Source organism: Micromonospora sp. NPDC005254, from assembly GCF_042872525.1.
GTDB lineage: Bacteria > Actinomycetota > Actinomycetes > Mycobacteriales > Micromonosporaceae > Micromonospora.
The window spans coordinates 28,800-49,981 of the sequence record NZ_JBIAKM010000006.1 but is presented as its reverse complement, the minus strand read 5'-3'; the positions used below and the strand labels follow the sequence as shown (position 1 = coordinate 49,981).

Sequence of the window (21,182 nt, the reverse complement as noted above, 5' to 3'; positions counted from 1 at the left end):
GAGATGTACCAGGAGGCGTTGCGGGACCGGCCCGACGATGGGATCCGGCTGCGGCTCGCCTTCGCGCTGCTGCGGGCCGGCGACGGCAGCGGCGCGCAACGAACCGCCCGAGAGGTCCTGGCCCGCGAGCCGGATTCCCGGTCCGCCGAGGCGGAGCAGACGCTGCGGCGTTTTCTGGCCGTCGCACCGGCTCATCCGGCCGCCGCAGAGATCAAGCGGCTGCTCGCCGCAGGTCAATCCACCGGGCGCTGACAGTGCCACCAGCCCGCCGATCAGGATCGCCGTCTCGCCGAGCACGACCAACCCGAGCAGGGTCGAGGACTCCAGGGCCGGCTGGACGATCACCAGCGTCAGGACGAGGAGCGGCGGCAGCCCGACCAGCACCGCCGACCGCCCTGTCCACCCGCTGATTGTCACCCCCAACGGGTTGACCGGTGACGAGAAAGGCCACGCGGTGGGCGGGCGATCCGTAGGGTTTGGGTCGACGGAGGCACTGCGCCGGATGAGGGGCGGCCGAGGACCGGTGGGAGCGCGAACGCATCGCCCGTCGCCGGTGTTGCTGGTCAGCCTGACCGTCTCGACCGGCCTGCTGGCAGCGCTGAGCGCCGCCATCCGCAGCCGTCCGGTGCCGCCGTGGGAGCGGGACCTGTTCGCCCTTCTCAATCACCTTCCCGCCGGGCTGGCCCCGGTCCTGGTACTGGTCATGCAGCTCGGCTCGTACCCGGCGGTGTTCGTCACCGCCGCGGCAGCCGTCGTCGCACGCCGGATCCGCACGGCGTGGAGTCTCCTGCTGGCCGGGAACCTGGCGTACTGGCTCGCGGTCGCCGTCAAGGCCGCGGTCGCCCGGCAGCGCCCGGCGGCGCTGCTCGCCGACGTGGTCCTGCGCGAGACGATCACCGGGCGCTTCGGGTACCCGTCGGGACACGTCGCGGTCGCCACGGCCCTGGCGCTCGTCGCGGCGCGGGCCGGCGGGCCCCGATGGCGCCGCGCGGCCTGGGCGGTGATCGGGCTGGTCGCCGTCGCGCGGATCCACGTCGGGGCGCACCTGCCGGTGGACGTGGTCGGTGGCTTCCTCGTCGGCTGGCTCGCGGTGTGTCTGACCCGGCTCGTGGTCGGCGAGGTTGGACCGCAACGGTCGGTGCCCCCTCTGCGGGCGGCGCTGCGGCGGCGCGGGATCGACGTGGCACGGTGGGCGCCGATCCACGGCGACGCCCGCGGCTCGCAGCCGTGGCAGGCGGTCACCACCGACGGGCGGCGACTGTTCGTCAAGGTGACCGGCGGTGAGCAGCGCGACGCGGACTGGTTCTACAAGCTCTACCGACGGGTGCGCTACCGCCACGTGGCCGACACGCCGCCGTACCTGAGCGCCCGCCAGCAGAGCGAACACGAAACGTGTCTGACCCTGCTGGCCGAGCGCGCCGGCGTCCGGATACCGGCCGTCGTCACGACCGCCGCCATGCCCGGCGGCGACGCCGTACTGGTGCAGGAGTTCATCGACGCCGCCCCGCTGCACGCCGTCGTCGGGCCGGTCCCGCTCGCCGCCGTGCGCGACGCCTGGGAACAGCTGGCCCACCTGCACCGGGCGGGCATCGCGCACCGCGACCTGCGCGCCGCGAACGTGCTCGTCGGCCGGGACCGCGCCTACCTGGTTGACCTGGGCTTCGGCACCGACGACGCCTCGGCCGAGCAGCAGGCCCGCGACGTCGTCGAGCTGATGGTCACTGTGTCCACGCGGGTCGACCCGGCCAGCGTGGTCGCCGGGGCGATCGACCGCCTGGGCGTCGCGGCGGTCGCGGACAGCGTGCCGTTCCTGCAACCTCCGGTGCTCTCGCGCGCCGGCCGTGCCGCCCTGCGCGGGCACCCCGGCATGCTGACCTGCCTACGCCAGGAGATCCTGCGGCGCTGCCCCGACCGTGACCGCCCGGCGGCGAAGGTGGTCCGGATCAGCCGCCGCGCGGTCCTGGAGCTGCTGGTCCTGGGGTTGATTGTGCACCTGCTACTCCCCCAGCTCGGCGAGATACGCACCGCCATGCGTCTGATCGTGCACGCCAACCCGGTCGCGGTCGCAGCGACGCTGCTCGGCTCCGCCCTGACCTACCTGCTCAGCGGCCTCGTGCTCCGGTTGGCCGCGGCCAACCGGGTCCCGCTGGGCGAGGCCACCCTGGTGCAGGTCGCCGCGTCGTTCGCCAACCGGCTGGCACCCGGCAGCCTCGGCGGCGCCGCCCTCAGCCTGCGGTACCTGCACCAGAAGGGACTCGTCGCCGCCGCCGCGGGCACCGCCGTGGCCGTCTCCCGTACCGCCGGCGTGTTCTCGGTGGTGCTGCTCCTGCCGGTGCTGCTGCCGTTCGCCCGCCAACCCGCCCGCATCCTCACCCACGACGCGGCCAGGGCGTTGCCGCTGCTGCTGGGCACCCTGGCTGTCCTGCTCGTCCTCGCCGCCGTGCTCGCCGTACCCCGGATCCGGCGCCGCGGACGCGCGGCGGCCGGCCAGGTCGTGACCGCGCTGCGCGAACTGCGCCACCAGCACGGGCTGCGGCGGCTCGCCGTCGCGTCGATGGCGCTCACCCTCACCTACGGCCTCTGTCTCTACCTCGCGCTGCTCGCCATCGGCCCGGTCCCCCTCGCGCACCTGCCCCCGGTGATCCTGGTCTGCCTCGTCGGTGAGGGTGTCTCGTCCGCCGCGCCCACCCCCGGCGGCCTCGGCGCCACCGAGGCCGCGCTCGTCTCCGGCCTGCTGCTCTACGGGCTGCCGCTGGACGCCGCCGTCGCAGGCACCCTGATCTACCGCCTCGCGACGTTCTGGCTCCCGGTACCGCCGGGCTACCTGGCCTTCCGGGTCCTGACCCGCCGCCGGCTGCTATGACCACCAGGCAACTGGCCGAATCCGCGCGCTGCCACGAACGCTGCATCACCCTGTTCCATGCGCAGGGCGAACAGTCATGGGGCTCGGCGTTCCTCCGCGACTGCGATCTGTTTGAGCACGGGCTGCGGACCTGCCGCAGCAATCAGTGACCTCGGTCGCGGCGGAGGAAACACGACAGCAGTTGCCTGAACTCGTGCGGGTGCTCGATCGCCGGCACGTGCCCGCATCGGCCGAGCACGTGCAGACGGACATCGGCCAGGTGTTCGAGCAGAGGCTGGGCTGCCGTCGCGAGCGGGGTGACTCGGTCCTCGGCGCCGTGAACGAGCAGCACGGGCGCGCGGATCGCTGCCAGCGTCTGCGCCGAGAGGGTGAGATCGTCGACCCATCGTGCCCGAGGTGGGGGGAACAACGACGCGAATGCGGCCGCCCCCGCTCGCATCGCAGCTGCACGGGCATCGACGGCCGCATCCGTGACGAGCGCTTGGTCGAGGACGAGGCGACTCAGCATGTCTCGGGCCCCGAGCGGGCCGGCGGGGGCGGCCCAGACCGCGTCGAGCTCGGCGGACAGCGGCGCTCCGGGGGCGCCCATCGTCGCGACCGCCACGACACGGGTGACCTGCTGGGGGCGCGCGGCCGCCAACGCCAGCGCCACGGCACCGCCCATGGAGTGACCCACCACGGCGTAGTGCTCGATACCGAGAGCATCCATCAGGCCCGCAGCCTGCTCCGTCCACAGCCGGAGCCCACCCGTGGAGCCCGCCGGGACCGGTGTACGGCCGAACCCCGCCTGGTCGGGAGCCACCAGGTGCCAGGACGTGCCCAGCGCCTGCGCCGTCGTCGCCCAGGCACCGGACCCGGTCGTGCCGGGTCCGGAGCCGTGCAGCATCAGCACCGCGGGCCCGGTGCCGCTCTCCAGGACGTGGACGGGGGAACCGTCGACTGTGACGGTCCGAAGTGCCGTCACCGGGACAGACCAGGTGTGTTCACGCCGAGGCGGAGTTGACGGACTTCGAGAAGAGCTCCATCATCGCCCGGCCGAATTGCGGCATGTCGGGCCACCCCCGGCAGGAGACGAGGTTGCCGTCCACGACGTCGGGAGCGTCGATGACCGTCGCGCCGGCGTTCTCCATGTCACCGGTGATGGGCGGGAAGCACGCCGTCTTCCGACCCTTCAGCAGCCCGTACACGGCTGGCACCTGCGCGCCGTGGCACACCAGCGCGATGGGGAGGTTGCGTGCGAAGAAGTGCTCGGTGATGCGCCTGACGTCGGCGTCGACCCGGATCCACTCGGGGGCACGTCCACCGGGGATGATGAGGGCGTCATAGCGCTCGACGTCGACCTCGGCCCAGGGCACGTCGACCGGCAGCTTCCGGCCGTTCTTCTCCACGTAGGCGTCGGAGTTGGGGTCGAACTCGTGGATGACCAGTTGCACGTCACGCATCGTCCGTGACGAGACGTCGACGTCCCAGCCGCCCTCCTGCACGCGGTAGTAGGGATACATGGTGTCGAGTTCCTCGGCGGCGTCGCCGGTCAGGAGCAGCGCTCTGGGCACCTGCTTCTCCTCGCATCTGGTGGCGGTGGCGGTGAGGTGGATCCAATCCGATCCGATCGAGTCAGCATTCCTCGGCCCAGCCCGCCCGTCAACCCTCCAGCGCCATTCCGTCCACGTCCTTGACCTCGTCGAACAATCGTCGGAAACGCTCGCCGGACCGCAGGATGTGCCGACGCATCGCATAGGCGGCGGCGTCGGGGTCACGCGCGGCGATCGCGGCCACCACGTCCTCGTGCTCGGCCATCGCCAGGTGAGTGACCTGGGTGTCGTGGTGCAGCCGGAAGAGGTGCACGTGGCTGTGCAGGCGAGCGAGCGTTTCACGGATGACCTGGTTCTCCGCGCTCAGGGCGACGAGATCGTGAAAAGCGGCGTCGCGTAGCCCGAAGGCGCCATAGGCCAGCAGCCCGCTGCCCCCCTCCAGCTCCGCCATCTCCTCCAGCATTCGTCGCAGACCGGCCACCTGCTCCGAGGACGCCCGCTCGGCGGATCTGCGCGCCGCCGCCGGCTCGAGGAGCAGGCGAACCTCGAGCATGTCCTCGAATCGGTGACGGGTGATCTGGGGAGGAATGCGGTAGCCAGCGTGGGGCACACGCACGACCAGACCCTCGGCCTCCATGCGGTTCAGGGCGTCTCGGATCGGCGTCTGCGAGACCCCCAACTCTCGCGCCAGGACGTCGATCGTGACGCGGGAGCCGGGCTCGATCCGTAGCGACATCAGCTGTCCGAGCAGCGTGTCGTACACCTCGTCGGCAAGCCGGCCACGAGATCTTCCCGGCGGCATTCCGCCCGGCATGGCCCTACGGCCCCGCGCGATCATCGCTTCGTCGTCCATCGTGACCTGAGGTCCTTTCTTGCGCCTTCGGGAACCTGTTGACACCAGTCACAACGCTGCGGCATTCTGACGCCCCCAACCAGATCGTATAGGAAACGCGACGGATGATCTTCATCCGCCACCATCGCGGAACCGCCCGCCATGGCACGTCGATCACCTGGAGGGCCTGCTCGACGGCGTGAAGGCCCAGTACATCGCGGCGTACTCGTGACGCCGGTCCCCGGGTCGGCCCCCGCGACAGCCCGGCAACACACCCGAACAACCCAGCAACTGCTCGGCGAAGCACATAGCGAGGCTCTAGAAGTCCCCACCCAGAAAGCAGGCGAGAAGATGCGGAATCCACGGCGAATAGGACGAATATCCGTTCCTGGCCGAAAGGTGCAGCTGGCGGCGGCGGCCATGCTGCTGGTCGCCACGACAGTGACGGCATGCGGCGACGGCAAGGACGACGGCGGGAAGGCGAGTGCCCCCAAGGCACCGGCGACCATCCCGGAGCTCACCAAGGACCCGCTGACTCTCAGCTTCATCTGGTTCGACTGGCCCCCAGCCAAGGCGCTGGAAGCCTTCGCGAACGCCGAGTACACAAAAGAGCGGCCGAACGCGACCATCAAGGTCAACACCGTGCCGAACGCGAACTGGCACGACGCGATGTTCACCCAGTTCGCCGCGCACAAGACCGACTTCGACATCGCGATCCTGGACTCGCAACACATCGGCGAGGCCGTAACGAACGGCAACATCCTCGACATCACCGACTTCGTCAAGAACAACATCGACGTCACGGCCTACAACCCGTACCTGCTGGCGGCCTACGGCCAGTTCCCCCAGGCGGAGACCGGCAAGCGCGACGAGAACGCCAGCCTGTACGGACTGCCGCTGCTCGGCGACACCTGGACGATGATCTACCGCAAGGACCTGATCGGCGACAAGCCGCCGCAGACCTGGGACCAGATGATCGCAGCTGCCGAGAAGTGCCAGGCGGACAACCCCGGCGTCAGCGGGCTGGCTTTCCACCAGGCCAACGGCTCCGACGCCGCAGCCGTCACCTACAACACGGTCAACGGGGTCTACGGCGGCAACCTCTGGGACGCCAAGACCCGCAAGATCGAGGGCGTCCTCAACGACGCGGCGGGCCAGGAGGCGATGGACGTCCTGGTCAACAAGATGAAGCCGCTGACCGCCAAGGGCTCCGGCAACTGGTTCATCGACGAGGTGAACGCGGCGGTCGCCCAGGGCAAGGCGTGCATCGCGTTCAACTGGATCGCCGCGAGCGGCGGCCTGCTCGATCCGAAGCAGTCGACGCTCGGCAAGACGCGGGAGCAGATTCTCGACAAGCTGGGCTTCGCCACCCTGCCGAGCCAGAAGACGAACCTGGTCCCCCTCGGCGGTATGGGAATGCACGTGTCGGCCTACTCCGCCAAGGCGAACCAGGCCGAGGCCCTGAACTTCATGAAGTGGTTCGAGCGGCCTGACATTCAGAAGAAGTGGGCCGCGGCCGGTGGCGTGCCGTCGCGTACGGATGCCCTGGAGTCGCCCGAGTTCCTCAATGCCGGGCCGTTCAACCAGGTGTACACCGACTCGGTTCCGCGGATGCGGGACATGTGGAACGTGCCCGAGTACGCGCGCCTCGTCGACATCGAGAACACCAACGTGAACGCCGCTCTCAACGGCGCGAAGAAGCCGAAGGATGCGCTCGACGACATCGCCAAGGAGCAGCAGGGCGTGCTCGACTCCAGCGGCCGCAAGGGCGGCGGCGGACTGTGAGTGCCCCCGTCCCCCTGTCGACCGACAACCCCGGGCAGGTGGCGTCCGCGGCGCCACCTGCACCGGGTCGGTCCCGCCGGCTGACCGACCGCGGGCTCGCCATGGCCTTCATCTCCCCCGCGCTGCTGCTGTTGCTCGCCATGTCGGTGTTCCCGTTGCTGTGGGCGTTGTACCTGTCGTTCACCGACTACTCGGCCACCCGCGGGGGGCCCGCCGGGTTCGTCGGATTCGGGAACTACACCGCCATCCTGACGTCGGCGCAGGTCCACCAGAGGGCCTTGACGACGTTGATCTACGTGGTCGGCGCGGTCGGCCTGCAGACCGTGCTCGGCTTCGGCATCGCCTACCTGATCTCGCGTCGTACGCACGGGCGAGGACTGCTGACCACCCTGTTCCTGGTTCCGATGATGCTGTCGCCGGTCGTGGTCGGGCTGTTCTGGCGATTCATGCTCGACGCGCAATTCGGCGTGATCAACAGCATGCTCGGCTCGCTCGGCCTGGGGCAGGTGGAGTGGCTCACCCGACAGCGAACGGCATTGATCTCGCTGGTCGTGGTCGACACCTGGCAGTGGACGCCGTTCATCATGCTCATCGCCCTTGCGGGCCTGACCGCGGTTCCCAAGTACCTGTACGAGGCCGCCTCGATCGACCGGGCGTCCGAGTGGTTCCGGTTCCGCACCATCACTCTTCCGCTGGTGTGGCCGCTGCTTCTCATTGCCGTGATGTTCCGGGCCATCGAGGCCTTCCGGCTGTTCGACCTCGTCTACATCCTCACCAACGGAGGCCCGGGTGTCTCGACCGAGACGTTGTCGTTCCACGTCTACAAGGTCGCGTTCCTGGGCTTCAACACCGGGACCGCCTCGGCGTACGGGATCCTCATGGTCCTCGTCGTCATCGTCCTCACGCAGTTGTACCTGCGCTACCTGAACAAGCTCAAGGAGGGCTGATGGCCGTCTCCGTCGACGAGGCCGTGTCCACAGGTCCTGCCCGGGATCGCACGACCCCCGCGCGCCGCCTTGGTGGCCGGGGCCGCTCCGGGGTGGAGTTGGCGCTGCTGGTGGTGCTGGCCGTCGTGATGCTCTTTCCGGTGCTGTGGATGATCGAGACGTCCATCAAGGAAAACCGGGACGTCTACGCCATCCCGGCCAAGTTCTTCGGCTTCACGGTCACGTTGGACCATTTCAAGGACGTGTTCGTCGCTCCCGGCGGCGGTCGCCCGGCCCTTTCCGTCGCGTTTCTCAACTCCGCCGTGGTCGCCGGGGTGTCCACGGTGCTGGCCACCGTGCTGGGGGTTCCGGCGGCCTGGGCGTACTCACGCTTCGCGGTGAAGGCCAAGAAGGACCAGCTGTTCTTCATCCTGTCCACCCGCTTCATGCCGCCCGTGGTGGTCGTGATCCCGATCTTCCTGATGTACCGCCAGGTCGGGCTCATCGACAGCAAGCTCGGGCTGATCCTCATCTACGCCGCGTTCAACGTCCCGTTCACGATCTGGATGATGAAGGGATTCGTCGACGAGGTGCCCGCGGAGTACGAGGACGCCGCCATGCTCGACGGCTACACCCGTTTGCAGGCGTTCTGGAAATTCACCCTTCCCCTGCTCGTGCCCGGCATCGCCGCGACGGCGGTCTTCGCACTCATCTTCTCGTGGAACGAGTTCGTGTTCGCCATCTTCCTCACCTCCAGCGACGACGTGCGGACGGCTCCGCCCGCCATCGCCGGCCTCATCGGTGGCACCACCACGGACTGGGGTCTCGTGGCCGCGGCCTCCGTCGTGTTCGCCCTACCGGTGCTCGTCTTCGCCTACCTGGTGCGCAAGCACCTCATCGCCGGTGTGACGCTCGGGGCGGTGCGACGCTGATGGCCGACATCGAGGTGACCGCCCTGCACAAGCGCTACCCGGACGGGACGGTCGCGGTTGACCACGTGGACCTGTCCATCCGCGACGGTGAGCTGTTCGTGATGCTCGGCCCTTCGGGTTGCGGCAAGACGACCACGCTGCGGGCCATAGCCGGCCTGGAGAGGCAGACGACGGGCGACATCCGCATCGGCGACACGCTTGTCAACGACCTGCCGCCCGCCGAGCGCGACATCGCCATGGTGTTCCAGTTCTACGCTCTCTACCCGCATCTGAAAACCCGCGACAACCTGGCGTTCCCACTGCGGGCCGAGGGACTGCCCAAGCCGGAGGTGCACAAGCGGGTCGAGGAGGCCGCCCGGCTGATGCGGCTCGGTCCACTCCTGGACCGGCGACCGCGCCAGCTGTCCGGCGGAGAGCAGCAGCGCGTTGCGCTCGCTCGTGCCCTGGTACGACGACCGCGCGCGTTCCTCATGGACGAACCTCTCACCAATCTGGACGCGGAGCTGAGGGCGGACATGCGCACGGAGATCAAGCACCTGCAGGGCGAGCTGGGGGCGACGATGGTCTACGTCACCCACGACCAGGTCGAGGCGATGTCGCTCGGTCACCGAATCGCCATCCTCAACAAGGGCCGCGTCGAGCAGATCGGCACGCCGCTGGAGGTCTACGACCGTCCCGCGAGTCTCTTCTGCGCGGCATTCATCGGCTCTCCCCCGATGAACCTGATTGAGGTGGAGGTGGCCGACGGGAAGCTGCGCGGTCAGGGCGGACTGGTTCTCACGCCACCGCCAGGCCTGCCGCGTGACCGTCGCCTGGTGGCGGGCGTCCGGCCGGAGGCGCTGGAAGTCACCGAACCAGGGGCGGACGGCTCGATCCCGGCCCGGGTGGTCTCGGCGGAGTGGCTGGGCGACGAAATCATCTACGTGGTCGACCACAGCGGCCAGCGCGACGTACGGGTTCGGATGCCACCGACTATTCGTTTCGCCGCTGACGCAAAGGTCGGGCTGCGGCACACCGGCGGGACCCCGGCGGTCTACGACGTGAGCACGGAAGAGCTGGTGGCCTGATGGGAACCGTGGCAGCGCACGGGCTGCGCAAGTCCTTCGGCAAGGTCCAGGCCCTGGACGGGGTGACGCTGGACGTGCCGGACGGCTCGTTCTTCGTCGTGCTCGGGCCCTCCGGGGCAGGCAAGACGACGACCCTGCGAGCGATCGCCGGGCTGGAGAAGCTTGACGCCGGGTCGGTGCGCCTGGACGGGAGGGACGCGACAGGTGACACCCCGGCCGCACGCGACCTGGCCATGGTCTTCCAGAACTACGCCCTCTACCCGCGACACACGGTGTACGAGAACATCGCCTCACCGCTGCGGGCACGCCGTAGTTCCGCGAGCGAGATCGCCGCGGCCGTCGAGCAGATGTCGAGCCTGCTGCACATCGAACGTCTGCTGCAACGTCGACCCGCGCAGTTGTCGGGCGGTGAGATGCAGCGTGTCGCCCTAGCCCGGGCGCTGGTCCGTCGCCCGCGCGCGTTTCTCATGGACGAGCCGCTGACGAACCTCGACCTCAAGCTCCGCGTCGAGATGCGCACCGAGCTCACCCGCATCCACCGGAGCCTCGGAGCAACCTTCGTCTACGTGACCAACGACCAGGTCGAGGCCCTGTCCATGGCCGACCGGGTAGCGGTCCTCAAGGAGGGGAAGGTGCAACAGGTCGGAACGCCGACCGAGGTGTACGAGCGTCCCGCCAACCAGTGGGTCGCAGGATTCGTGGGGAGCCCACCGATCAGCCTGCTCGCCTGCCGCGCCGAGGGAGATCGTCTGGTCGGTGCGGACGGCTGGACGCTGCCGCGGCCCCGCTGGACCACGGCTGAGGACGGCCGGGCGCTGCTGCTGGGCCTGCGCGCGGAGGACCTGTCCGTCGAACAGCGTGGGCACGCGTCGTTGTCCGGCGAGCTCTACGGGCTTGAGCCGCTCGGTGACCGAACGGTGGTCGACGTCCGAGTGGGGACGGAGATCCTCAAGGTCAAGGCACGACCCACCGTCACCGGTACGCCCGGCGAGCGGCTGCACGTCACGGTCGACCTGGACCGTGCGCACCTGTTCGACGCGGACACCGGGCTGTCGCTGTCCGAGGCTGGGCGGTAACCGCGCCGGCAGACGGGGCCACGGCCACCTTCGACCCGCTCGGCAACCTCGCCCCGGACCAGGGCGGGTGACCCGTCCGTCCACGCGCACAGCGCGCTCGCTGGGGCACGCCGGACATCACCACGAGGATCACAGGAGGCGACGCAATGAGTGACCCGATGAACGTCCTGGCCCCCGAGCACCGGCGGCTCCGGATCGGCGGCGCCTGGCGCGACGCCGCGAGCGGAGCCACCTTTGCCGTCGAGGACCCGGCCACCGGCAAGGCCATCGCCGAGGTGGCGGACGCGGACGTCGTTGACGGGCTCGCCGCTCTGGACGCGGCGAGCACGGCAATGACGGAGTGGGCGGCGACCCCGCCGCGGAAACGGTCGGAGTTGTTGACCGCGACGTACCGGGCGCTGATCGAGCGATCCGAGGAGGTCGCCCGGCTGATAACGCTCGAGATGGGCAAGCCGCTCGTCGAGGCTCGGGCGGAGGTGGCCTACGGCGCCGAGTTCTTCCGTTGGTTCGCCGAGGAGGCGGTGCGCGTCGAGGGGCGCTACAGCACCGCTCCCGCAGGTGGGTATCGCATCCTCACCGTGCCGAAGCCGGTCGGACCGTGCGTCTTCGTGACGCCCTGGAACTTTCCGCTGGCCATGGGCGCCCGCAAGATCGCTCCCGCGCTGGCCGCGGGCTGCACGACGATCACCAAGCCAGCAGCCCAGACGCCACTCACCATGCTGTTCCTGGCCCGCATCATGGAGGAGGTCGGCGTACCCCCGGGCGTTGTCAACGTGCTGACCACCAAGCGTTCCGGCGAGGTGGTCTCCGCACTGCTGGCCGACAGTCGGACCCGCAAGCTGTCGTTCACCGGGTCGACCGAGGTCGGGCGCGTGCTGCTCCGACAGGCTGCGGACAACGTGCTGCGTACGTCCATGGAACTGGGCGGCAACGCGGCCCTGATCGTGTGTGCCGACGCTGACCTGGACGTCGCGCTCGACGGTGCCATGGTCGCCAAGATGCGCAACATCGGGGAGTCCTGCATCGCGGCCAACCGGATCTACGTCGAGGAGCCGGTGCGCGAGGAGTTCACGGCGCGCTTCGCCGAGCGGATGGGCGCGCTTTCGGTGGGCCATGGTCTCGACGACGGCGTGAACGTCGGGGCGTTGATCGACGAGGCAGCGGTCACCAGGATCGACGAGCTCGTCGCCGACGCGGTCGATCGCGGTGCCCGGATCGTGGTGGGCGGCGAGCGTCCGGATGGGCCGGGCCACTTCTACCCGCCCACGGTCCTCGTCGACGTGCCCGACGATGCGCGGATGCTGAAGACGGAGATCTTCGGCCCGGTGGCGCCGATCATCTCGTTCACGTCCGACGACGAGGTGCTGGCGAAGGCCAACGACACCGAGCACGGCCTGGTCGGATACGTCTTCACCCGTGACCTCCAGCGGGCGCTCCGGTTCGCCGAAGGGCTGGACACGGGAATGGTCGGCATCAACCGTGGCCTGATCTCGGACCCGTCAGCTCCGTTCGGAGGCGTGAAGCAGTCCGGGATCGGCAAGGAGGGGTCGCACGAGGGCATCCTCGAATACCTCGACCTCACCTACGCGGCGATCGGCCTACCGTGACCGGCCTGCCGCCCCGAGCTTCCGCCCCGCACATCGCCGCCGACGTTCGAGAGAGGCACTGACATGCTTGAGACCGTCCGCGGACCACGCCAGCTGATAGTGGGCGAAGGGGTCGCGCAGAACATCCCACGAGTAGTGGCCGAGAGTGGCTCGCGAGTGCTCATCGTGACCGACCGGGTTCTCCTGGGGCAGCCGGGCGTGGCCGAGATCGTGGCCGCCGTACGGGAGAGGGTCGAGGTCGTCGGGGTGTTCTCCGACGCGACGTCAGACGTGCCACTCGCCGATGTCGCCCTGGCCGTCTCGGTCGCCGCCGAGGTGGACGCCGACGTGATCCTCGCCATCGGGGGTGGCACGGTGATCGACCTCGCCAAGATCGTCGGCGTCATCCGCCGCCACGGCGGGACGCCGCGCGACTTCTACGGCGAGTCGAAGGTGCCGGGGCCCACGATTCCTCTCGTCGCGGTCCCGACGACGTCAGGCACCGGCTCCGAGCTCACACCCGTCTCGGTGTTGACCGACCCGGACCGCGAGCTGAAGGTGGGGGTCTCCAGCGTCCACATCGTGCCCGACTTCGCCATCGTCGACCCCGAACTCACCTACACCTGCCCTGCGACCGTCACCGCCCACTCCGGCATCGACGCGTTCTGTCACGCGGTGGAGAGCTACACCGCGCGAGGGCGGGCCCACGGACCGCGCGACCCGGTGGAGCAGGTCTTCCTCGGCCGCAACCCCATCACCGACCACTACGCGCTCCTGGCCGCGGAGCGGATCGCCCGTAGCTTGCGTCGTGCGGTCAGGGACGGAGGCGACACGGACGCGCGGGCGGACATGTCCTACGGGTCCATGCTCGCCGGGCTGGCGTTCTCCCACGCGGGCAACGCGGCCCCGCACGCTCTCCAGTACCCCATCGGCGCAGCCACGCACACGCCGCACGGCCTGGGCGTCGGGCTGCTCCTGCCCTACGCGCTGGACGCGGCCAGGGAGGCCATCAGCGACCGGTTGGCCATCCTCGCCCGGGTGTGCGGGCTCGACGTGACCGACGCCTCGGATACCGAGGCCGCAGAGGTGTTCCTCACCTGGCTCGACGGGCTCCTTGCCGACATCGGCATCCCTGCCACCCTGGCGGACATCGGCGTGGCACGCGCCGACCTCCCGCGCTTCGCGGAGATGGCCAGTGGCGTCACCCGCCTGATCCAGAACCATCCAGGCCCGACCGACACCGCCAGCCTGACCGCGATCCTCGAAGCGGCCTGGACCGGGGACCGGATCCGACACGTCACGTCCTGACTCCGAACAGAGGCAGTGGCGGGCCTTTCACACGACGACGAGTGGTCGGGGGCGCTCCCCTCGACGGCCTGGCTCCACCACCACGTCAGCGGCACGGGAGCTGCCGCGACGGCGCTGAGGGCCATCCAGTAAGTGAGGTCGCGCTACGGTGCGAGGGGCACCGGCGACGGCGGAATCAGCTGGTCGGCTGGAAGACGGCCCGTACGCATCCGTCGAGTTTCTGTTTGAACATCTCGTAGCCGCGCGGCGCTTGGTCCAACGGCATCGTGTGTGTCGCGAGATGCTCCGTGACCAGCTCGCCGCGGGCCATCCGCTCCAGCAGCATGGGAATGTAGCGCTGTCCGTGCTGCTGTGCGCCGCGCAGCGTCAGCCCCTTGTTCATCACCGCCCCGAGCGGAAACTTGTCGACCAGGCCGCCGAACACACCCAGGATGAACACGCTGCCGCCCTTGCGGCAGTTGTAGATCGCCTCCCGGGCGGCGATCGGTCGGTCGGACTCGATGCGCAGCTGCTGCTTGACCTGGTCGTACCAGAACTGCGGACCGCTGCTGTGCGACTCCATACCCACTGCCTCGATGCACACGTCCGGGCCTCGGCCGCCACTGCGCTCCAGCAATTCGCCGCTGACGTCCTGCTGCTCGTAGTTCAGCGTCTCGACGCCGAGATGTGTCTGGGCCATCTGGAGCCGGTTGTCGAGTCGGTCGATCACGATCACCCGATCGGCACCGAGCAGCACGGACGCCCGAGCCGCCATCTGCCCGACCGCACCAGCACCCCAGACCGCCACGACATCGCCCGGTTTGACGCCGGCGAGGTCGGCGCCCATCCAACCGGTCGGCGCGGAGTCGGAAGCGAAGAGCGCGCGCTCGTCGCTCACCTCGTCCGGGACGGTGAAGGCGCCCTGGTCGGCGTAGGGGACGCGGATGAACTCGGCGTGGCTGCCGGCGAAGCCCCCCAGTGCGTGCGAGTAGCCGTAGCAGCCTCCGGGCGCGGAGCCCCAGACGTTCTCGGTGATCATCGGGTTGGTGTTTCCGTTGTCGCACAGCGAGAACTGTTGTTGCTGGCAGTACCAGCACTTGCCGCAGGAGATGAACGAGCAGACGACGACCCGGTCGCCTACCTTGTGCTTGCGTACCTGCGAACCGACCTCGACGACCTCGCCGAGGAACTCGTGCCCGAGGACATCGCCGCGTTCCATGAACGGGATGTACCCGCCGAGCAGGTGCAGGTCCGAACCACACGTCACAGTCCGCCGGACCCGCACAATGACGTCCTGCTCGTTACGCATCTGCGGGTCCGGCACCTGCCGCACCGCGAGCTCGTTGGCTCCCTCCCAGACCAGCGCCTTCACTGTCGTCCCTCCCGCCGACCCTGCTGGGTGGCCATTCGCAGTGGCTTGTTCATCGGAGTCGGCTCGGTCGTGGGCGGATAGTCCGGGTGCAGGACCTCACTGGTTTCGATCAGTTGCTTCGACTCGCGCAGCGCAGCCCGGATCGCCTGTTCAGGATCCCGGCCGGTGACCCGTCGGGCCGCGGCGGCAACAGGGAGTCGGGCGCCGTCGCGCAGCCGTACGGCGATCTCGGTCCCCCGGCCGCCGGGGGCAGGCCGGACCTGGACCTCGACGGCGTCGCCAAGCCCGGCCAGCGGCTCGGGGAACTGGCCGCCCGGGGCGACGTCACCCGCCGGTCGGTTCACCGTCGCCACGTGCCACCGCGCCCCGCGCCGCCGGGCCTGAACCCGTTGCCACTGGTCATTGCCCCGGCCAGCCCCACCGAGCAGGCGCCGGACAACCATCCCCCCGGCAATCGCGGCCGCACCACCGATCAGCCACCTCATGTCCGCCCCTGTCACTTGATCTGCTCGTGCGGGTGCCGTCGATAATCGGCAACCTTCAGAGCAAACTCTTTCATAAGGGGCGAACCCCGCAGGGGCGTTTGCAACACGCGCGGAGTTTCCACTGGCCAGGGCATTCTGCGAGGAGACCGTGCCCGTGACGCCGGTCGTTGACCCGGCGGTACGCGTGCGGACCGGGGGGGGTTCCCGAACGGCGTGGGCGGGCAAGGCCGGATGGTGAGGCGCACGCCTGCGGCGACGCCTCCCCGACGGTCATCGAGCCGGTGCGACACATCGGGTAGGCGTCGAAGTTCAGGTCTTTCGCGCCGTACGCCGGTTGCCGAACGACTCCATGGTGGTCGCCTTCTTGGCCGGTGCCCTGGTGGCGGACGTGGTGCGGGCCCGGGTCGGCGCGGCCTTCTTCGCCGGCGCCTTCTTCGCCGCGGCCCTCGCTGAGGGCGCCTTCTTTGGTGGTGCGTTCTTGGCGGCGGCCGCCTTCGCCGTCGGCCTGCGGCTGGGCGAGGCCGTGGTGGCGGAAACGTCCTTCTTCCGGGCGACGCGGGGCGTGGTCGGCGTGGGCTTCTCGCCGGGCGTCTTGGCTGCGCTCGCGCCGGTGGCCCGCTTCGTGGCAGCGGCGACCTTCTTGGCCGCCACCTTCCGGCTCGGCGGCATCTTCGTCGCCCCGGTGGCCTTGGTGGCTCCGGGTGATCTGCGTGCCGGGACGGTTGTCCTGCGTGGGCTCATCCTCGCTCCTCTCGGGTCTCGCCGGCATCACCAGCGCTGCCGGACGACAGACGTGGCGGGTCGCCTGGGCCCGATCGGCGAGGTGTTCCCGCGCCTCCGGCCGCCAAACGCGGGACGGAACGGCCGCGTCCAGCAGCCCGGGCCGGTCAGCCTGCTCCGCACGGCACGCGCACGAATGAGGAATGATTGGTTCATGACCGTGCGTGACGTGAGAACCGACGAGTCCCTTTCCGGGGTACGGGTCCTGGTCACGGGGGCGACCAACGGCCTTGGCCGCTCGATGGCCGAGGCGCTGGCCGACGGCGGCGCGCGGGTGGTCATCACCAGCCGCGATGAGGGCCGCACCGCCCAGGTCGCCGAGCAGATCGACGCCGAGCGCGGGCGGGTCGGTGGCGTCGCCATGGACGTCCGGGATGAGCGCTCGGTGGCCGACGGTGTCCGCCGGACGGTCGACCTCCTGGGCGGACTCGATGTGCTGGTCAACAACGCGGGGATCGGCATGCGAACCGTGAACCCGGAGTTCTTCACCGAACCTCGGGGCTTCTGGGAGGTCACGCCCGACGGTTTCCGGGACGTGATCGACACGAACCTCACCGGCTACTTCCTGGTCGCCCGCGCGGTCGTACCGACCTTCTTCGCCGCCGGCGGCGGACGCATCGTGAACATCTCGCTCAACGAGGAGACCATGATCCGTAGAGGTTTCGTGCCCTACGGCCCGTCACGAGCGGGGTCCGAGGCGCTGTCCCGCATCATGGCCGCCGATCTGCGCGAGCACTCGGTATGGGTCAACGTACTCCTGCCCGGCGGGGCCACCCGTACCGGCATGATCCCGGACGGGATGCCCCAGGCGGTTCGCGAGCAGATGCTTGATCCCGCCGTCATGGCCGCGCCGATCCGCTGGCTGTGCTCGCCGGCCGCCGACGGTGTCACCGACGAACGCATCGTGGCCCGCGACTTCGACGCGTGGCTGCGTACCCGGACGACCGATCCGTCCCGGGTCCGCTGATCGCCGCTGGCGCGAAGGACAGGTCGGTGACGCGAAGGCCAGGTCAGGGTCCGGGCACTACCAGGCCGGCCAGGTCGGCTGACAGCTACACATGGCGCGCCATCGCTGCCTCCGCCGACGACGCATGGGGCACCGACTCCCGCGGCAACCAACTGTTCGGCGAGAACCTGTGCCTGGAGAGCGCGCAACTGCTCGGCGAGGATCCGAACGCCGATCCCTGGAACTGACCCGGGGTTGACGAGCACCCCGCGGTCGATGCTGTGCCACCGCTGCGAACGCTTGATGTGGACGGCCTGAACGCGTCTGTTATCGACGCCCTCCCGACCCGCGTACCCTCAGGTTGCTCAAGGAGCGCGGGGTGACCGTCCACGTGGCCCAGACCACCGAGGAAGTCCAATGCACTCGGTCGACGGAGGCCCACGCGGCGTCCCACCGTTGCTCCGCTGCGAGTCCGCCGGCGGCGAGTAGTTCAGCCGCGCAGACGTCGGCGGCGGCGAGTAGTTCAGCCGCGCAGGTGTCGGCGGCGTCGAGGTTCCCCGGGAGCGCCAGGATGTCGGCCGTCACTGGGCCTCGTCGGTTCCTGCACGGCTCGCTCGCGGCGCGCAGCCCGCCGGCCAGCCCAGATCCGTGCCGCGATCACCAGCGCCACAACCGCGAGCAGCACCTCCCCGCCCAGGCCAAGTCGCCGCTCCAGCAGTCCGTACGAGGCGCCAGCCAGGTAACCCAGCGCGGCCACCGCCGCTGCCCACAGCGCCCCGCCGGCAACGTTGGCCAGTGTGAACGTGCGCTGCGGTATGCCGCTCATGCCCGCCAGACCCGGCACCAGCGCCCGCAGCGCGGCCGCCCAGCGGCCGAGCACCACTGCGCCGGCGCCCCGCCGACGGATCAGGTCGAGCGCACGACGCAGCTCACCAGACCGAACGAACCGGCGCGGCGTTCGGTCCAGCAGCCGCCGGCCGTAACGGCGGCCAATCAGATAACCCACCTGGTCGCCGAGGGCCGCCCCGGCCAGCGCCACAACCATCACCGCCCACAGCGGCAGCCTCCCGTCGTGGGCGAGGACTCCGCCGACCAGCACGGCCACCTCCCCCGGCACCACCAGGCCAAGGAAGGTCGACGCCTCCAGCGCCGGGAGGAGGAACGCCAAGACGAGCACCAGGGCGGGTGGCAGCGACACCAGCAGGTTGAGCACCTGGTCCATCCGGCAATTGTCATCCCATGACCAGGGGCTGGGCGCGGTGACGGCCAGACCGCTCCCTCCGTTCTCCCCGCACCTCTGGCAGGACACCGGCAGCAGGGCTTTCACGATCGCCGTCACCGCACTCGCCCCGGCAGCGGCCCGCTGTCCGCCGGCACTGACCGCCGCGTCGCCACCCTCGCCGACCTGAAAAGGTGCCGACCAGCATCGGCATCCCGGCCTGCCCGGTCAGCGTGGCGGCGAGGCCTGCTCCAGTGGGCGTCCGTGGGCTCGGATCGCGTCCGCGACGGCGACGCCGAGCAGGACGGCGGCAGCTGCCGCAGCGACCCTGAGTGGCGGCAGACGGACCATCAGCGGCGCTAGGGCCACGAGGGCGAGGATCCCGATCGGCCGCGGAAGGGACACGCGGGCGAAGGCCACGTACTCGAATAGTGAACGTCCGGCGAGGTAGAGCGCGGGCCCGCCGAGGATGGCGCCGACCCAGGCGGGTTTGGCGTGTCCGGTTGGATCCAGCAAGACGAGTTCGGAACCGGCTGAGGTCACGAGGATGCCGGACACCATGAGCAGGTGACAGAGCTCGGCCGACCGACCGAGTCGGCCTGGGTCGACGGATGCCACGACGGCCTCGCCCAAGATCTGGCCGGCTCGGTAGAAGTAGATCCGCCACAGCAACACCGTGGTGAGGAACGACAATGTAAGAGCCAATATTCGTTCATGCACAATCGGACCACGTAGAAGACTCGAGCCGAAGGTCAGGATCGTCTCACCAAGCGCGACGATGACAAGCTGCCAGTAGCGTTCGGCCAGGTGCTCGCCGGCGACGGCCCACGGGGACACCCGCGAGCGGCCCAGCCCCGGTACCGGCCAGCCGAGTCTGCCCCCCAGGTAGTCGATCGCCAGGGCCAGCGCCCACAGCGAATTGCGCGTCAACTCTGGTTCGAAGGCTCCGACGAGCCACGGCACGGCCGACGCGCCGAACCAGACGAGCGCCAGCATGTTGACGCGGCGCAGATCGTGGCCCCGCAAGGTAACTACGAAGAAAAGGGAGCGGCCCACCTGGATCGCGACGTACGTGCTCGCGAAGAGAAAACCGGTCTCGGCGAGAGCCCCGGATATCGCGACCGCCAGGAGCAGACTCCCGAACATCGTCGCGAGGACAAGGAACTGGATCTCCGGCCGGAACGGGTCGAATCTGCTGGTCATCCACGCCGTCTGGGTCCAGATCCACCAGACGGCCAATAGCAGCAGCAGAGTCTCGCCGTTTTCCGAAAGGGTGGTGGTCAACGTCTCGGCGACGTGACCCCTGGTGTAGTCCAGCACCAACTCGTGCACGATCCGGGTGAGCGCGAAGACGTACACGAGATCGAAGAACAGTTCCAGGAAGGTCGGCCGTTGCGGACTCTCCCGCCCACGCAGCAGATTGGCCACTCTGTTCGTCGTCACCGGCCCGCCTGCTTTGTCGGCTTGTTCTTGAAGCAGTCGTACCACGTGGCCGCGCCGTCGACAGATAAGACGCACTCCCGATGACTGAAGGCCTGACTGCCGACGAGGGCTGCGGCCCCGCCGCGTCCCCACCGCCGCCCTCGATCAAGCCTGCGGCACATCCGGGACAAGCGCACCCAACTCCAGACGCCGGCCACCCGGTCGTGACGGTTCCGCTCAGCCGCACCGGCAGGATCGGCCGCCTGCGGGTCCGTCGTCGTCGCGGCGGGTCAGTGCGACAGGCAGCGCGGGGGCACGCTGCCCCTCAACCCTTGGCATACATACCCCCGGGGGGTACGGTGTGGGCGAGTGAAGGAGGTCGGACATGGATCACAGCAGCCACGTTCAGAGCCCCACGGCGACTGCGGCACCGGGCTCGGCCGGCCACGCCGGGCATGGGCACGAGGGCCACAACCAGCACAGCCCGGACGCCGACCGGCAGCAGATGCGGGTGGTGGAGAGCTGGGCGGTCGCGGCGTCGGCGACGCTGCATTGCCTGACCGGGTGCGCCATCGGTGAGGTCCTGGGCATGGTCATCGGCACCACGGCCGGGCTGCACAACGCCGCCACCGTGGTGCTGTCGATCGCCCTGGCCTTCGTGTTCGGCTACGGGCTGACCATGCGCGGCGTGTTGCGAGCCGGTGTCAACGTCCGCACCGCGCTGAAGGTGGCCCTGGCCGCCGACACCGTGTCGATTGCGATCATGGAGCTGCTGGACAACGCGTTCATCGTCGCGGTGCCCGGGGCGATGAACGCCGGGCTGACCAGCGTGCTGTTTTGGGCGTCCCTGGCCGGGTCGCTGGTCGTGGCGTTCCTGCTGACCACGCCCGTCAACCGGTGGATGATCAGCCGGGGCAAGGGGCACGCGGTGGTGCACCAGTACCACCACGCCCACTGAGAAACCGGCGACCGCGGCGGGGGGGGGGGGGGGGGGGGGGGGGGGGGGGGCGCGCGCCGCGGCCCCCCCGCGCGCGCCCGCGGCGGCGCGGGGGGGCGAGGCCGGGGGGGGGAG

General features: G+C 69.7%; 20 protein-coding genes. 12 read left to right on the top strand and 8 right to left on the bottom strand.

The annotated features are described in order from the left end of the window. Window positions 1-3: 3 nt before the first annotated feature. Both ACFYPR_RS19410 and ACFYPR_RS19405 read left to right on the top strand, forming a co-directional pair. Window positions 4-252 (top strand): hypothetical protein, encoded by a 249-nt coding sequence (locus ACFYPR_RS19410; protein ID WP_354860307.1) that lies wholly within the window; start codon window positions 4-6, stop codon window positions 250-252. Window positions 253-553: 301 nt separating this feature from the next. Next, the gene (locus tag ACFYPR_RS19405; protein ID WP_387261317.1) at window positions 554-2,863 is read left to right on the top strand and encodes a lysylphosphatidylglycerol synthase domain-containing protein; all 2,310 of its coding nucleotides are present in this window, start codon (window positions 554-556) and stop codon (window positions 2,861-2,863) included. A gap of 142 nt (window positions 2,864-3,005) precedes the next feature. Here ACFYPR_RS19405 and ACFYPR_RS19400 read toward each other — a convergent pair whose 3' ends face one another. From ACFYPR_RS19400 to ACFYPR_RS19390, 3 genes are all read right to left on the bottom strand, one after another. Further along, window positions 3,006-3,749, bottom strand: coding sequence for an alpha/beta hydrolase (locus ACFYPR_RS19400; RefSeq protein ID WP_363937227.1), 744 nt, complete (start codon window positions 3,747-3,749; stop codon window positions 3,006-3,008). A gap of 97 nt (window positions 3,750-3,846) precedes the next feature. Further along, entirely contained in the window at window positions 3,847-4,416 is a 570-nt protein-coding gene (locus tag ACFYPR_RS19395; RefSeq protein WP_222952845.1) for a DJ-1/PfpI family protein, read from the bottom strand. Between the two features lie 88 nt (window positions 4,417-4,504). Next, window positions 4,505-5,248: a GntR family transcriptional regulator gene (locus ACFYPR_RS19390; RefSeq protein WP_355067951.1), complete on the bottom strand. Its 744-nt coding sequence runs from the start codon at window positions 5,246-5,248 to the stop codon at window positions 4,505-4,507. Window positions 5,249-5,626: 378 nt separating this feature from the next. On the opposite strand from ACFYPR_RS19390, the gene ACFYPR_RS19385 reads away from it, so the two are divergent. The 7 genes from ACFYPR_RS19385 (at window position 5,627) to ACFYPR_RS19355 (ending at window position 13,907) form a co-directional block, all read left to right on the top strand. Beyond that, window positions 5,627-7,012, top strand: coding sequence for an extracellular solute-binding protein (locus ACFYPR_RS19385; RefSeq protein WP_354860299.1), 1,386 nt, complete (start codon window positions 5,627-5,629; stop codon window positions 7,010-7,012). Window positions 7,013-7,113: 101 nt separating this feature from the next. After that, window positions 7,114-7,959: a sugar ABC transporter permease gene (locus ACFYPR_RS19380; protein WP_355138319.1), complete on the top strand. Its 846-nt coding sequence runs from the start codon at window positions 7,114-7,116 to the stop codon at window positions 7,957-7,959. Next, window positions 7,959-8,870 carry a carbohydrate ABC transporter permease gene (locus ACFYPR_RS19375; RefSeq protein WP_387261314.1) on the top strand — a complete coding sequence of 304 codons (912 nt, stop codon included), beginning with the start codon at window positions 7,959-7,961 and terminating at the stop codon, window positions 8,868-8,870. The genes ACFYPR_RS19380 and ACFYPR_RS19375 overlap by 1 nt, the downstream gene beginning before the upstream one ends. Next, window positions 8,870-9,937, top strand: coding sequence for an ATP-binding cassette domain-containing protein (locus ACFYPR_RS19370; protein WP_355067946.1), 1,068 nt, complete (start codon window positions 8,870-8,872; stop codon window positions 9,935-9,937). The genes ACFYPR_RS19375 and ACFYPR_RS19370 overlap by 1 nt, the downstream gene beginning before the upstream one ends. Next, window positions 9,937-11,013, top strand: coding sequence for an ABC transporter ATP-binding protein (locus ACFYPR_RS19365; protein ID WP_355067944.1), 1,077 nt, complete (start codon window positions 9,937-9,939; stop codon window positions 11,011-11,013). The genes ACFYPR_RS19370 and ACFYPR_RS19365 overlap by 1 nt, the downstream gene beginning before the upstream one ends. 146 nt (window positions 11,014-11,159) lie before the next feature. Then, window positions 11,160-12,620, top strand: a complete 1,461-nt coding sequence (locus ACFYPR_RS19360) for an NAD-dependent succinate-semialdehyde dehydrogenase (RefSeq protein ID WP_387261309.1) — start codon at window positions 11,160-11,162, stop codon at window positions 12,618-12,620. Window positions 12,621-12,683: 63 nt separating this feature from the next. Continuing rightward, window positions 12,684-13,907, top strand: coding sequence for an iron-containing alcohol dehydrogenase (locus ACFYPR_RS19355; RefSeq protein WP_387261307.1), 1,224 nt, complete (start codon window positions 12,684-12,686; stop codon window positions 13,905-13,907). A 175-nt stretch (window positions 13,908-14,082) separates the two neighbouring features. Here the strand turns inward: ACFYPR_RS19355 and ACFYPR_RS19350 are convergent, their stop codons facing one another. From ACFYPR_RS19350 to ACFYPR_RS19340, 3 genes are all read right to left on the bottom strand, one after another. After that, window positions 14,083-15,258 carry a zinc-dependent alcohol dehydrogenase gene (locus tag ACFYPR_RS19350; RefSeq protein WP_355138309.1) on the bottom strand — a complete coding sequence of 392 codons (1,176 nt, stop codon included), beginning with the start codon at window positions 15,256-15,258 and terminating at the stop codon, window positions 14,083-14,085. Further along, window positions 15,255-15,602 carry a hypothetical protein gene (locus tag ACFYPR_RS19345; RefSeq protein WP_354860279.1) on the bottom strand — a complete coding sequence of 116 codons (348 nt, stop codon included), beginning with the start codon at window positions 15,600-15,602 and terminating at the stop codon, window positions 15,255-15,257. The genes ACFYPR_RS19350 and ACFYPR_RS19345 overlap by 4 nt, the downstream gene beginning before the upstream one ends. A 450-nt stretch (window positions 15,603-16,052) precedes the next feature. Further along, window positions 16,053-16,484, bottom strand: coding sequence for a hypothetical protein (locus tag ACFYPR_RS19340; protein ID WP_354860277.1), 432 nt, complete (start codon window positions 16,482-16,484; stop codon window positions 16,053-16,055). Window positions 16,485-16,692: 208 nt separating this feature from the next. On the opposite strand from ACFYPR_RS19340, the gene ACFYPR_RS19335 reads away from it, so the two are divergent. Next, on the top strand, window positions 16,693-17,490 hold the full coding sequence (locus ACFYPR_RS19335) for an SDR family NAD(P)-dependent oxidoreductase (protein ID WP_387261304.1): 798 nt from the start codon (window positions 16,693-16,695) through the stop codon (window positions 17,488-17,490). A gap of 26 nt (window positions 17,491-17,516) precedes the next feature. Continuing rightward, the gene (locus tag ACFYPR_RS19330) at window positions 17,517-17,717 is read left to right on the top strand and encodes a hypothetical protein (RefSeq protein ID WP_387183302.1); all 201 of its coding nucleotides are present in this window, start codon (window positions 17,517-17,519) and stop codon (window positions 17,715-17,717) included. A 275-nt stretch (window positions 17,718-17,992) separates the two neighbouring features. Here ACFYPR_RS19330 and ACFYPR_RS19325 read toward each other — a convergent pair whose 3' ends face one another. Continuing rightward, window positions 17,993-18,691 carry a DedA family protein gene (locus tag ACFYPR_RS19325; protein ID WP_387261302.1) on the bottom strand — a complete coding sequence of 233 codons (699 nt, stop codon included), beginning with the start codon at window positions 18,689-18,691 and terminating at the stop codon, window positions 17,993-17,995. A gap of 225 nt (window positions 18,692-18,916) precedes the next feature. Continuing rightward, the gene (locus ACFYPR_RS19320) at window positions 18,917-20,131 is read right to left on the bottom strand and encodes a low temperature requirement protein A (protein ID WP_387261299.1); all 1,215 of its coding nucleotides are present in this window, start codon (window positions 20,129-20,131) and stop codon (window positions 18,917-18,919) included. Window positions 20,132-20,495: 364 nt separating this feature from the next. Between ACFYPR_RS19320 and ACFYPR_RS19315 the strand changes: the two genes are divergently transcribed. Then, a complete protein-coding gene (locus ACFYPR_RS19315; protein WP_354860264.1) occupies window positions 20,496-21,068 on the top strand; it encodes a DUF4396 domain-containing protein in 573 nt (190 codons plus the stop codon). Window positions 21,069-21,182 lie beyond the last annotated feature (114 nt).